At 57.4% G+C, this 13,480-nt stretch carries 11 protein-coding genes; 5 read left to right on the top strand and 6 right to left on the bottom strand.

Annotated elements, in window-relative coordinates; genetic code table 11:
- Nucleotides 1-16 precede the first annotated feature (16 nt).
- A complete protein-coding gene (locus V5E99_RS23635; protein WP_499804650.1) occupies nt 17-832 on the bottom strand; it encodes a helix-turn-helix domain-containing protein in 816 nt (271 codons plus the stop codon).
- A gap of 263 nt (nt 833-1,095) precedes the next feature.
- Between V5E99_RS23635 and V5E99_RS23630 the strand changes: the two genes are divergently transcribed.
- Nucleotides 1,096-1,371 carry a DUF1652 domain-containing protein gene (locus V5E99_RS23630; RefSeq protein WP_201203500.1) on the top strand — a complete coding sequence of 92 codons (276 nt, stop codon included), beginning with the start codon at nt 1,096-1,098 and terminating at the stop codon, nt 1,369-1,371.
- 141 nt (nt 1,372-1,512) lie between these two features.
- Here the strand turns inward: V5E99_RS23630 and V5E99_RS23625 are convergent, their stop codons facing one another.
- Nucleotides 1,513-3,987, bottom strand: a complete 2,475-nt coding sequence (locus V5E99_RS23625; protein ID WP_499804649.1) for a UvrD-helicase domain-containing protein — start codon at nt 3,985-3,987, stop codon at nt 1,513-1,515.
- A gap of 279 nt (nt 3,988-4,266) precedes the next feature.
- Between V5E99_RS23625 and V5E99_RS23620 the strand changes: the two genes are divergently transcribed.
- Nucleotides 4,267-4,962: a pirin family protein gene (locus V5E99_RS23620; RefSeq protein ID WP_499804648.1), complete on the top strand. Its 696-nt coding sequence runs from the start codon at nt 4,267-4,269 to the stop codon at nt 4,960-4,962.
- A 98-nt stretch (nt 4,963-5,060) separates the two neighbouring features.
- Here the strand turns inward: V5E99_RS23620 and pgm are convergent, their stop codons facing one another.
- From pgm to V5E99_RS23600, 4 genes are all read right to left on the bottom strand, one after another.
- The gene (gene pgm, locus V5E99_RS23615; protein ID WP_499804647.1) at nt 5,061-6,707 is read right to left on the bottom strand and encodes a phosphoglucomutase (alpha-D-glucose-1,6-bisphosphate-dependent); all 1,647 of its coding nucleotides are present in this window, start codon (nt 6,705-6,707) and stop codon (nt 5,061-5,063) included.
- Nucleotides 6,708-6,818: 111 nt separating this feature from the next.
- Entirely contained in the window at nt 6,819-8,219 is a 1,401-nt protein-coding gene (locus tag V5E99_RS23610) for an aminotransferase-like domain-containing protein (protein ID WP_499804646.1), read from the bottom strand.
- 94 nt (nt 8,220-8,313) lie between these two features.
- Entirely contained in the window at nt 8,314-9,780 is a 1,467-nt protein-coding gene (locus V5E99_RS23605; RefSeq protein ID WP_499804645.1) for a hypothetical protein, read from the bottom strand.
- 578 nt (nt 9,781-10,358) lie between these two features.
- Nucleotides 10,359-11,381: a zinc-dependent alcohol dehydrogenase family protein gene (locus tag V5E99_RS23600; protein ID WP_499804644.1), complete on the bottom strand. Its 1,023-nt coding sequence runs from the start codon at nt 11,379-11,381 to the stop codon at nt 10,359-10,361.
- A gap of 270 nt (nt 11,382-11,651) precedes the next feature.
- On the opposite strand from V5E99_RS23600, the gene V5E99_RS23595 reads away from it, so the two are divergent.
- The 3 genes from V5E99_RS23595 to V5E99_RS23585 form a co-directional block, all read left to right on the top strand.
- The gene (locus V5E99_RS23595) at nt 11,652-12,569 is read left to right on the top strand and encodes a LysR family transcriptional regulator (RefSeq protein WP_499804643.1); all 918 of its coding nucleotides are present in this window, start codon (nt 11,652-11,654) and stop codon (nt 12,567-12,569) included.
- 104 nt (nt 12,570-12,673) lie between these two features.
- Nucleotides 12,674-13,024: a DUF4190 domain-containing protein gene (locus tag V5E99_RS23590; RefSeq protein WP_499804642.1), complete on the top strand. Its 351-nt coding sequence runs from the start codon at nt 12,674-12,676 to the stop codon at nt 13,022-13,024.
- A gap of 15 nt (nt 13,025-13,039) precedes the next feature.
- Nucleotides 13,040-13,480: DUF805 domain-containing protein (locus V5E99_RS23585; RefSeq protein ID WP_499804641.1), on the top strand; the 441-nt coding region annotated here is incomplete at its 3' end.

Genomic DNA, 13,480 nt, shown 5'->3' with positions numbered 1-13,480 from the left:
ATCCTAGAGCGTGACCTCAGAGGCTGTCTTGCGCGCGTGCACGCAAAGAAATTTGTTTGACGTAGGCCTTGGGCGACTGGCCGGTGTGTTGGCGGAAGCAGCTATAAAACGCCGACAGCGAGTTGAAACCGGCGGCAAACGCCAGTTCATCGACCCGCAGCGGCGGACTCGCCTTATCCAGTGCGGCGAGCAAATGCTGCAAGCGTGCCTGATTGACGTAGCGGTAGAAGCTTTGCCCCAACACCTGATTCAGCAAGTAGGACATCTGGTTGCGGCTGTAACCGCACTCCTTCGCCACCCGCTGCAAATCCAGCTCGGGATCAAGATAGGGTTGCTGGCGCTCAAAATATTGCTGCAGGTCTTCGGCCATAAAGCTCAGCTGACGCGGCGACAACCCGAGCCGACTGACCGCCGGGCGCAGGTTATTCGCGGTTTTACCGGTGGATTGCTCGCGCACCAGGGAGGCGTATTCGTTGACGCGCCAGATCAAACCGTCGCGCACGGTGATGGCTTCGCTGGACCGGAACGACACCAGCCCTTCGCCGCCGCGCAGGGTCATCTGGTATTGAATGAACGCGGTATTGCCGTCCAGCCGAATGCGGTCCGAATGCTCCAGCGCTTCGTCGGGATTACGCGGCATGCTGTCGCGCACGTAGTCGCGCAGCTCTCCCAGCCCCATCACGCGATTCTGGAAGAAGTCGTGGTACTGGATGTCCGGGTGATAGAGGGCCATGACGCCGTCCAGGTCCCGGTATTTCCAGCACAAGTGGTAGCGCATGACTGTATCGCCCGTGGCCTGGGTTTGCAGCGGACCATCATCATCGGCGTGCATAAAAGGCTCGGCGAAAAAAACCGAGCTTGCCCAAGTTCGGCGTTGCCTTCAATGGCCAATCAATGATGGCCTTTTGGCGATGAATGACCGGGGCGTGACCCATATCAAAAAAATCGAACCAATCGCCAAACAGACTGAAAAAATCCACATGGTTTTCACATCTGGATGCTACTTTTAAATGCAATCACCGGTTGAGCCAATGAAGGCTCATCCCCTCCTAACATGAGCTAAAGGAAGCGCTCGATGACTGAGGCGGGCAACACATGAACAAAGGGTCATTCAGCAAAGTCACCTTTCCAAACGCCTGCCAGCTAATGCGCTGGCATTTTCATCCCATGGGTTTCGAGGCGAGCATGGACGCGCCGGGCAGCATGATTGCCCGTCTTTTTGACCGTGCCAGTGGCGAAACCATGATCGCCATCGCCGGTATTCCGTGTGCGACCGTGATGAATGCAGCGGATGTAGAACGAATAATCGAAGCCGTGGAGGATGAACTGGAAGCGTTTATTCCGCCGATGGCGCTCAGGAGTTATGCCTGACGATTGCGCAACCCGCAGAAAGCCCACATGACGTGGGCTTTTTTGTGGGGCATGAAAAGTCAAAAGATCGCAGACTTCGGCAGCTCCTACAGAGAATTGCGTAATCCTGTAGGAGCTGCGGAAGGTTGCGATCTTTTTAGGTCAGGCCAATTTTTTGCCCTGGCGGTGATCGGCGAAGAACGCCTTACCCTGGCTAACCTTGTCCGACGCTTTGGGCATGTTGACTGCCTGACCGTCCTGGCCATCGACATACCAGTAGCAATGACTCACCGCCCGGGTAATACCAACATAGGCCAGGCGCAGGATTTCGTCTTTCTGCGCACTGTCATAGGGTTCACCGTCGCCAGCCTTGCCCAGCCCGGCCATGCGATACACCTGGTTTTTGTAAGGGGAACTGGTCAGGTGCTGGCAATCACCCAGCAGAAACACTGCATCCGCCTGAAGCCCTTTGGCACTGTGATAGGTCAGTTGCTTAAGACGCCGAGCTTCGTACGGCAAGCTAGAATCAACATTAACTACAGACTGGATATGCTGTTCTATCAATAACTTATCGCTACTTTTTCGATAGAGCATCAAAATTGAATCGCCCCGTCGGTAGTGTTCCATCAACCGTTGCGCCATGCCCTGATCGTCACGATCCAGCACGTTGACCGGTTGCAACTGTTTGGGCTCGCCGCTGGCCTTGGCCTTCTTGCCCGGAATCGCCGGCGCCGCACGTACGATGTGCTCGGCAGCATCGATGATGTGCTGATGGCTGCGATAGTTGTCGCTGAGCATCACCCGTGTCGTGCTCGGCGACGGGAATTCCTTGTTGAATTCCATGAAATACGTCGGCGAACTGCCGCGCCAGCCGTAGATCGATTGCCAGTCATCCCCGACGCACAACAGTGACGAGCGCTGCGCGCCGCGCCCGACATGCATGGCCGGGCCACGACTGCGGATTTCGGCCAGGCTGGCGCGAATCCAGGAAACAATTTGCGGCGATACGTCCTGAAACTCGTCGATCATCAGATGCGACAACGGCCTGAGCAGTTCATCGCTCAACAGCTTGAGGTTTTCCGGTGAGTGCTCACTGAACAGGGCAAACATGCGGTTGTAAGTCATGACCGGCGGCTTTTGATCCAGTAAATGATCTTCCAGTGCGCGCCAGAACCGACTCAAGGCTTCGAAGAAAAACCGGTCCGGATCGTCCTTCGCAAAGCTCATCTGACCCACCGCTGCTGGCACATCCAGGCCCAGGTTCTCGATAAACCCGGCGGCGGCGACAAAACAGTCCAGTAACGGTGCCGAAGCCAGCTCACCCTTGACCTTGTAATCGAAGCCCGGCCCGGCGCTGGCATCCCCCGCCAGCGAAGCCAAAACACGCTTGGACGATTCGTAACTATCAAGCCATATCAAAGGCTTACGACAGAAAGCTTGAAACAGGGTGCGCTTTACAGCCCATTCAGCCCGAACCGTCAGCTTGGCATTGGGGCGACTGACCTGCGGGTTTTCCCGAGGATCGAACCCCAATACGACCCAAGCGTCCAGGGTCGGAATATAGCCATGACAATGGAACGTCGAACCGTTGATATCGAACGTCTGGCGGTTCGGATCAATGCCCTTGATGGGCCATGCACCCGCGCGAAACCACAGGTCTTCAACGGTATCGCAGAGCTCTTCATCGCGTTTGGCCGCCAATTCGGTCACGGCCATGCGCTTCTGCACATCCGGGTGATCACGCTCCAGCTCTTTAAGTTGCAAGGCGTGACGGGACAGCGGCTGGATCAGCTCGCGGAATCGTTCGTCGCTGGTAAACAGTGAGTGGTAGCAGGCATTCAACTGTTGGCGCTGGGCGTCATTGATGCGCAGGTCGAACGGATTGCTGTCGACGTCCTCGTCGCCGTTTTGCGGGCGATTGCTGAGGTTTTCGAAGGCCTGAAGACGCTCAAAACCCGGCAAGCTGCGGACCATCGGCAGAATTCGCGAATGGAAGGTGCGCACCAGCTCCCGTGCTTCTTTAAGGCTAAGCACACGGCCCCACAGACCAAACAGTTCGATCAGCTTATTGATGAAGTCCTTGCGCGACTCCCGGGTGAAAGTCACCACCGTCATTGAGCCGAGTTCAAAGCCCAGGTAGTGCGTCAGCAATAAAATGCGCAGCACCAGCGTGGTCGACTTGCCCGCGCCCGCCCCGGCAATCACTGAGGTTGACGGTGTATCGCTGAAAATCATCTTCCATTGCGCAACGCTGGGCTGAGCGTGCGCGGGCAGCAGTCGCGCCACGTCGGCCTTCATGCGTTTCTTGATGTCGGCAGTCAACGGCAGGCGCCAATCATCGAACAAGTTGTCATCGACACTCGGCGGTCGGTGTTCGGTGGAGCGCGAATCGCGGATCAGCAACACCTGCCGACCTTCCTCCAGCCCTTCAAGCTTGCCTTCCTTGAACCCGTAATCCACCCCCGCGCTGTGCCCGCTACGAAAGCCATCCGCCTGGCCATGCAGCCAGGATGCCCTGTGTTGTGCGCGAAGACGGGTCAGGCCATGTCCGAAAAAACGCGCCGCCAAGCGCTTGAGCAGCGGCATCTCGGCCAGGGGACGAAGTTCGGGGGGAAGATCAGGGATGTGTTGCGGCACGCGGACGGACTCCAGGGTGTGAGGCTGTTGAGGGCTATGGTGTCTGCATTTGCCATTGAGTTCTAGTGAAATGCTTACAGGTCATTGGCTTATACGATGAAGTGAAGGCTGGATAAGACGATTTCGAGGTTATTTAATATCTATTTACTCGATTGGATTGAGGCACTTTTTACGCTTTTTATCGATTATCGCTTGATAGATGATGCCCGCCATCAACCACCGGTTCATGTTTCGTGGCTCAGGCGCACCGCCCCATGACGAACCTTTCAGGAGACGATCATGCTTGAACTCAGACCTTTCAACACCTTGGGCGGCGCCCACCATGGCTGGTTGGATGCCCATCACCACTTTTCGTTCGCCGAGTACCACGACCCCAAACGCATGAACTGGGGCAACCTGCGGGTCTGGAACGATGACGTGATCGCCGCCGGCACAGGCTTTCCACAGCACCCGCACCGGGACATGGAAATCATCACTTATGTCCGTGAAGGTGCGATCACCCACCAGGACAACCTGGGCAATAAGGGCCGTACCGAGGCAGGCGACGTTCAGGTGATGAGCGCCGGCACCGGGATCGCCCACAGTGAGTACAACCTGGAATCTACCGAGACCCGGATCTTCCAGATCTGGATCATCCCCAACGAGGCCGGCTCGGCACCCTCGTGGGGCGCCAAGCCCTTCCCGAAAGGCCAGCGTGAAGGTTTTGTGACCCTGGCCAGCGGCAAGGCCGGCGACGATCAAAGCCTGCGGATTCGCGCCGATGCGCGGTTGGTGGCGGCGAATCTGAAGGCCGGGGAATCGGCGGAGTATCACTTGGACGGCGGCCGTCGCGCTTACCTGGTGCCAGCGACAGGTGTGATTGAAGTCAATGGCTTGCGTGCACAAGCTCGAGACGGTGTCGCGATTGTCGATGAGCAGGTGTTGCGGGTGACGGCGATTGAAGACAGTGAAGTCGTGTTGGTGGATCTGGCTTGATCGGTTAAATGACGGGCAAAAAAATGGGGCGACCGTGATGGCCGCCCCATTTTTGTATCAGCCTATTGTGGTAAGGGAGCTCGCTACAGGTCCCTCAATCACTTCGCTGAAATAGCGCCATCCACCAACGTCTGCGCTTCAGTCACCAACTGCTTGAGGTGCTCATCGCTGACAAAGCTTTCCGCGTAGATCTTGTAGATGTCTTCGGTGCCCGACGGGCGCGCCGCGAACCAGCCGTTTTCGGTCATGACTTTCAGACCGCCGATGGCCTGGTCGTTGCCCGGCGCGTGACTGAGGATGCTCTGGATTGCTTCGCCGGCCAGTTGGGTCGAGGTGACCTGATCCGGGGACAGCTTGCTCAACAGGGCTTTCTGCTCAGGGTTGGCCTTGGCATCGACGCGAACCGAGAACGGCTCACCCAGTTCATCGGTCAGGGCGCGATACGCCTGGCTTGGGTCGCGACCGGTGCGGGCGGTCATTTCTGCGGCCAGCAGGGCCGGGATCAGACCGTCCTTGTCGGTGCTCCAGACGCCACCGTCCTTGCGCAGGAACGAGGCACCGGCGCTTTCTTCGCCGCCAAAACCCAGCGAGCCGTCGAACAAGCCCTCCGCGAACCATTTGAAGCCAACCGGCACTTCGTACAGGCGACGACCCAGGCGCTTGGCCACGCGATCGATCAGACCGCTGCTGACCACGGTTTTACCCACGGCAGCATCGGCACGCCATTGCGGGCGGTTCTGGAACAGGTAGTCGATGGACACGGCGAGGTAGTTGTTCGGCGCCAGCAGGCCGCCGGACGGGGTAACGATGCCGTGACGGTCGTGATCCGGGTCGCAGCCAAACGCTACGTCAAAACGATCTTTCAGACCGATCAACCCTTGCATGGCATGGGTGGACGATGGGTCCATGCGGATCTGCCCGTCCCAGTCGACGGTCATGAAGCGGAAGGTCGGATCGACTTGGGTGTTCACCACTTCCAGGTCCAGGCGGTAATGTTCGGCAATCGCCGACCAGTAGCGCACCCCGGCTCCGCCCAGTGGATCAACGCCCAAATGCAGCTTGGCATCACGAATGGCGTCGAAGTCGATCACGTTGATCAGATCGGCGACATAGGTGTTGAGGTAGTCATGACGATGGGTGGTGCTGGCTTTCAGTGCCTGCTCGTAGCTGATGCGCTTGACGCCGGCCAGCTTGTTGCCGAGCAGTTCGTTGGCCTTGGCTTCGATCCACTTGGTGATGTGGGTATCGGCCGGGCCGCCGTTGGTAGGGTTGTATTTGTAGCCGCCGCTTTGTGGCGGGTTATGGGACGGCGTAATGACGATGCCGTCCGCCAGGCCCGACGTGCGGCCACGGTTGTAGCAAAGAATTGCATGGGAAATGGCCGGCGTCGGCGTGTACTCGTCGCCTTCGGCGATCATTACCGTAACGCCGTTGGCCGCCAGCACTTCGAGGGCGCTGGCACCGGCCGGGGTCGACAGTGCGTGGGTGTCGATGCCGACGAACAGCGGACCGTCGATACCTTGGGCCTCGCGGTACAGGCAGATGGCCTGACTGATCGCCAGAACGTGCCATTCGTTGAAACTCAAGTCGAACGAGCTGCCTCGGTGACCGGACGTGCCGAAAGCAACGCGCTGGGTGGAGATGGCGGCGTCGGGCTGGCCGGTGTAATAGGCTGTTACCAGTCGCGGGATGTCGACCAACAGTTCTGCCGGTGCCGGTTTACCCGCAAAAGGACTGAGTGTCATGCAAAACCTCTGGAATAGAGTGGTTCGGGAATTGGACAGGAGTTTACTGGCAGTTTGACCGCAGCGCGACGTTAACGCTCCCCAGGAAAACGACGATGTTTAACGTCACACTCAATCGACCGACTCCAAACGCAAGGCATCGCCCAGCAAACCCAGCGCAACCCCCAGATCATGATCACCGCCAAACGTGTGGCTGAGGCGCAAATGCTGCCCATACAAACCTTGCAGACTGAACAGTTCACCCGGTGCAATCACCACCTGATGCTTGAGCAAGCGATGAAACACCCGACGCACATCCACCGGGCGTAACGAGCGCGCCCAGATCGTCGCCCCGCCCTGCGGCTCGACCAGTTGCAAGGCCTCCCCCAAGCGCTCGTTCAAGAGCTGGATCATCTGTACCTGACGGTCCTTGAGCAACCGTCTCAACACTTGAAGATGCTGGTCGATTCGCCCATTGCCATACAAACGGGCAATGGCTTTTTGACGGATGGGCGACAAGCGAAACGAGCGCAACAAAAAGTGCCGCTGCAAGTCAGCGGCCAGTGATCGTGATAGCAGATAGCCGTAAGGCGCCTCCGGACCGATGATTTTTTCGAAGGTGGAAAACACGATCAGTCGGTCAGGGTCCAGCAAATCCCGAAACCTTGTGCCATCGGACTCAAAAACCAGATCACCGTAACAGTCGTTTTCCAGGACCCAGCAGCCATGTCGCCTCAATAGCTGGGCGACTGATTGCCGATTGCCGTGGGGCACCTGGCTTCCCCGAGGCATGCTCAGCCCCGATGACAGCATCACCAGTCGCACTGGCTCAGTCTCCAGCAGCTCTTTAATCTGCTCCAGATCCAGCGAACCGCAGGCCTGGACCGGCAACTCGATAACCCGCACCTGCGCAGCCTTGAGCAAACGCAGAATCGCCCAGTCACACGGCGATTCAACCACGACCGTGGCGTCCTTGAGGTCAAGCACGGCAATCAGTATTTCCAGGACCCCGCGCAGATCGGCACCGATGTAGACCTCGTCGGCATGCCAGCAACGCGCGGGCGATGTGGTGTAACGCGCCGCCAGGGCCGTGCGCAGTTCCAGCTCGCCACAAGGCTGTGACGCCGGTTGCGGTTGACGCGGATACTGGCGCAACAACTCCCGCTCCAGCATCAACAGCGGACTGTCCAGCGGTTGCAACAAGGCCGGCTCGTCAGCGCTCAACACCAGCATGTCCGGGCGCCTTGCATTGACATAGACAGTCTCAAGCAAGTCATTGCCGCTGGCGAGCGGGCCGAAGGAGGTCACCGGCAACGCGTAATAACCAGACTTGGCAATCGAGTAGACCCGCCCTTCCTTCTCCAGCAACGAGTAAGCGTACTGGATGGTCGAGATCGATACGTTGAGACGAAATGCCAGTTGCCTCAACGACGGCAGGCGAACTTGCGTGCCGTTGCCAGGCTCATTGATGAGGTGAGTCAGGTAGCGATACACCGCCTGATAAGCAAAATCGGTTTCTCGAGGCCCTTTCATGGGTAGAAGCCGGGTACGGTAAAAGCTTGCGTCTGGACGCGGCAAAGCAATCGGCAAGAGCATTCGAAGTCGAATGGCGACAACCCTTGCACCGTCAATGCCCCGCTGACATTTCGCCAATCACGGCAGCCGTATCATCCTCCAGGCCTTCGACCGCAAGGCCGTTCTCATCCGCGTGCAGGTCCGTCGCCGTGTCCATGCGGTAAAGCTTGCCGATCAGACTGACCGGTAAACCGCTGACATCGACCATCCATTGCAGCACTTGCTCTGGCGCCTGATGAACCTGCATCGCCTTGTGCAAATCCGGCATGGCCACGAGCATGCCGGGGTGGCAACTGCGCAAGAAACGCTCCAGCCCTGCGCCACGATCGACAAAAGGTGCAAACAGCAGGCAGATCAGTTGCGCCTCAGTCAGCCCGAGGGTTTTCTGCACCTCGGCTGTCGCCAGCATGCGCTGCTCCGCCAGGGTTGCCAGGTTGCCAAAAGACATCAGTGCCTGTTCGCAGATACGTTCAGGCACTAACTTGCGCCGCATCATCACCAAAGCGCGCTGCACGTACTCCGCCACGCCTTTTTCATAGCGCTGACCCGAGACAAAACAGGCCTGCAAACCGCGCACATGCGCTGCAATCGCAGGGCTGACGTAGTCGTTATCGCTCAGGTGCGCCGCCAATTCATCGGACTGAACGCCGAGGAATTCAGTCAGCAGCGGCCAGCGTTCTTCCGGTCGACCAACCATCATGTCGTGAATATCGATGCTGGTGGTGCGACGGCAAGCCTCGAATCGATCGGCCGGGCGCCAGGATGCCTGACCATGGCCCGCGTAGAACTCACGATAGCAATCGCTGCCCAAGTCATCGAGCAGGGCAAACAGCATCTCGAAACCGCTGGCGGCGTAGTTCAAGGTGCTGAGGTTGGCTTTGCGCGCGGCGCGCCTCACCCCGTCAAGAAATTGCTTCTGCTGGCGAGGCGTTTCGCTGCTGATCAATGCATCGACGCCGCTGTCCCATCGGGCGATCTGCCCATAAAACTCACCTGTTGTGAGGTAGCCGTCATCCCACAGATCGAGCGGGCCGTTCCAGGCCCGGTGATGGCCAACCATCAACAGGTTGAGCCGGTTCGACTCGCGCCCGGCCTCGGAGATCGGTGCCAGATGATCAAATGGCAGCACTTCGCGGTTATCCACCATCAACAGTTCCACCCGAGGATCGTCATAGAGGAACAACGCGCTATTGCTTCGATGGATGTTGTCCAGCGCGGCCGAACCGGTTGAACTGAGTCGTAAGGTGGCCACCCGCAGATGAAAGGTCGCAGGCGCCCGGCTGGCGATACTCAGTTGAGCCGCACGCAACAGCGCCAGGGTGTAACAGTTGTCCGGCGTTCCGGACTGAATAACCATCACCTTGAAAGTGCCGATTTGCTCCATCCCGCCGGCCGCCACCACCAGGCGCTGAATCATCAGCTGTAATGCAGTGCGCTCTGCGCGCGAGAAGAAACTCAGCAACCTTTGCAGTACTTGCTGATAAACATAGTTCATTGCCTGATCATGGATTGTGGTCATCAGTGTTTTACCTGGTATTCGGAAGTTCAATGCCACGCGAGCGGTGATAAACACTGCGCGACCGATTATCGATGATGAAGTGCTCGATCCTGTCACAAAATGCTAGCACTTAAGTTTTGAGTCATTATTTGAAATGGTTGCACTGGGCCTATATCAGAACGACAGCCACCTCCTCGCAAAGCCTTACAGAACAAGGGCATTGAGATTTAACACGACGTCCTAGGAAACTTCCGACAACGTCCCACAGACTTTGAGTACAAGAAATAGCGAAAGAAGACACTGATGCGCTGTTTGAAACTTGACGATGCGTGGCTTGCCCATCGCCAGCCATCAATATGCACTGATTAATATCAGTCGAACGCCCACTCATGACTCATTCCTTGAGATGAAAGTAATCATTCAATTATCAGGGCTTATATGATGATTAGAAGATACAGATCAAAAGCAAAAACCGGTTCAGTTGCTGAATCGGGGTCGTCAGAAACGACAATGCCACCTACGCAAAAAAACGTAGATGGCATTGGGGGCGTCGAAAAAAGCTCAAGAACCCGCGGGGTACGCGGGCTCTTGCAGGCGGGTTACGCGGGTTCGACCTGGAGGGCGACCCGTTCGCGGCATGGGCATTCGTCCATGTAGCGGTGGGCTTCGACAAACTCGGAAAACGGGAAGACCCGAGTCTTGAGCGGCAACAGCACACGGTCGGCGGTCAACTGGTTGATATCGCGCAACGCCCGTTGCAGCGCCACCTGATCCTGAATGATCCCTAACTCTGGCTTGCCGGTGAAGTTACCGATGCAGTGAACAAAGAACTGAATGTTCTTCTGGAACGCTGCACACGCCGGGAATGGTGTCTGGTTGCCACCTTGCAAGCCGTAGAGCACCAGACTGCCACGCGGTGCAAGCACATCACCGAGCATCGACATCTGCGGACCACCCAGACCATCGAAAACTACATCGACGCCACGGTTGTCTGTGATCTTGTTGATCTGCATAAGCAGATCCTGCTCTTCGGTGACGATGACTTTCTCGGCGCCGAGGGACAGCAGATACTCACGCTCTTCCGCGCTTTTGGTCGCCGCGATCACTCGTATACCGAGGGCTTTGCCCAACTGCACGAAGGATGGTCCCGCGCAGTGGCTGGCGTCAGTCACCAGAGCGAACTGCCCGGGTTTGACCCGCGCCAGATCGACGTAGGCAAAGTAGGCAATCAGCAGCGGCGTGTAATGCACGCTGGCTTCGATCGGGCTGAGCACATCCGGGTAACGGGTCAGTGCCGAGCGCGGCAGCACAATCTGCTCACCGTAGACCGGATAATCGTTAGGGCTTTCCGCCGGGAAGCTGGCGACCTTGTCACCTACTGCCAGGTCATCGACACCATCGCCAACCGCCGTGACGACACCGGCCATTTCATGGCCAAGGCCTGAAGGCAGACGGGCGTGGGATGAGGCCAGGTTCTGGCGCCAGAGAATGTCGTACCAACTGATGCCGATTGCTTCGACGCGCACCTGCACTTCACCTGGTGCAGGGAGCGCGGCCGCATGCTCTTCGCATTTGAGCACCTCGGCTGGACCAAACTTGTGAAAACGGATCGTGCGGGACATCGCAAACCTCGTCAAAGTAACCTCTAATGCCCCGAACTCTATCTGGGCTTTCTACCCAAGACCATCAGTGGCTATTAATAGTCGACATGCCTGTCATTGATTCCGCAGCGCCGGCGACATCACCAAATGCCGTAAAAAACCGAAGCAGCCATTTAAGTAAAAATTGAATTACACGGTGCAGAGTAGCAGCCTTTGCCCGTAAGATTCATGCCGGCCATTGTTCCCATATGGCCGCCCACGTCAAGTTTGCTGACTCTGCCAGGACTCCAGATGAATCGTAATGACCTGCGTCGTGTCGACCTGAACCTGTTGATCGTATTCGAAACATTGATGCACGAACGCAGCGTGACCCGCGCGGCGGAGAAGCTGTTCCTCGGCCAGCCGGCCATCAGTGCGGCGCTCTCGCGCCTGCGCGGGCTGTTCGACGATCCGTTGTTCGTGCGTACCGGTCGCAGCATGGAACCGTCTGCCCGGGCAGTCGAGATCTTCGCCCTGCTCTCCCCGGCGCTGGATTCCATTTCCACGGCGGTCAGCCGTGCGGCGGAGTTCGACCCGGCCACCAGTACCGCAGTATTCCGCATCGGCCTGTCGGACGATGTCGAATTCGCCTTGCTGCCGATGCTGCTCAAACGCTTGCGTGCAGAATCGCCGGGGATCGTACTGGTCGTGCGTCGGGCCAACTACATTCTGATGCCGAGCCTGCTGGCCTCGGGCGAAATTTCAATCGGCGTCAGCTACACCGCCGACCTGCCGGCCAACGCCAAGCGCAAAGTACTGCGCCGCAGCCTGCCAAAGCTGTTGCGGGCCGATACTGTGCCGGGGCCACTGAGCCTGGATGATTTCTGCGCGCGACCGCATGCGCTGGTGTCGTTCGCCGGGGACCTGAGCGGTTTTATAGATGAAGAACTCGAAAAGCTCGGGCGCAAACGTCATGTGGTGCTCGCGGTGCCGCAGTTCAACGGCCTGAGCACTCTCATCAGCGGCACGGATATTGTCGCCACCGTGCCGGACTATACGGCTGATGCATTGACGGCTGCTGGTGGTGTGCGGGCAGAAGATCCGCCGTTGCCGGTGCGCAGTTTTGAATTGCACATGGCGTGGCGTGGGTCGCAGGACAATGATCCGGGTGAACGCTGGTTAAGATCGCGTATTCAAATGTTTTTTGGGGACCCGGACAGTCTCCAGTAACAACACTTGAACCCTACTAAAAATATTTAAAAATAACTATTCAGTTATTCAAGACCCAGTCGATAATGGGTCGGGTATTCAGTATTAAAAAGTTAGGGATAACGATGACAATGGTCTTTTGTCGTGCATGCGCCAAGGAAATTCATGAGACAGCCCCGACGTGCCCCCAGTGTGGTGCGACTCAACAAGTTGCAGTGACTGCAACGAATGTTGTCGGTTCGCCGTGGCTGGCCATCCTCTCGTTGATATTGGGCGTCATCTCCGCACTCTGCCTGTTTGATGAATCTGAATGGGACAGAGACACCGTCGCTGGACTGAGTACCTTTTCAATCGCCGGCCTCATTTGCGGCATCATCAGTATCAATCAGAAAAAACCTGGAAATAATCTAGCGATCGCTGGCGTTATCTTGTCGGCTATTGCGACACTTGTTTTCGTTGGATTGTTGTTTGACTAATTTTAGGGAAAAAATATGAGCATGGTTTTCTGTCGTGGTTGTGCCAAGGAAATTCACAGCACTGCTACGGCCTGCCCGCAATGTGGCGCACCTCAAGCGGTGCAGCAAACACGTGTGACGTCTGCCGGCGTACCGGAGCAAGGCAATCCGTACGTTGAAGTGCTGAAAAAATATGCGGTGTTCAGCGGCCGCGCCAGCCGCCGCGAATACTGGATGTTTACTCTGATCAACCTTGGGATCTCTTTGGCTCTGATCGTTATCGAAGCCTTGTTGGGTGGTAAAGGGTACATGTACAACCTTTATAGCCTTGCCGTGTTCCTTCCTAGCCTGGGGGCAGCCATTCGCCGGATGCACGACACTAACCGCAGTGGCTGGTGGATCTTGCTGCCCATCGTAAACATTGTTTTCCTGGCCCAGGACAGTCAGCCGGGTGACAACCGTTTCGGTCCGAACCCT

The sequence above is a fragment of the Janthinobacterium sp. LPB2021202312-11-4 genome (assembly GCF_037049705.1).
Taxonomy (GTDB): domain Bacteria; phylum Pseudomonadota; class Gammaproteobacteria; order Pseudomonadales; family Pseudomonadaceae; genus Aquipseudomonas.
The sequence above is the reverse complement of the archived record's forward strand: the minus strand, read 5'-3'. Positions and strand labels throughout refer to the sequence as shown.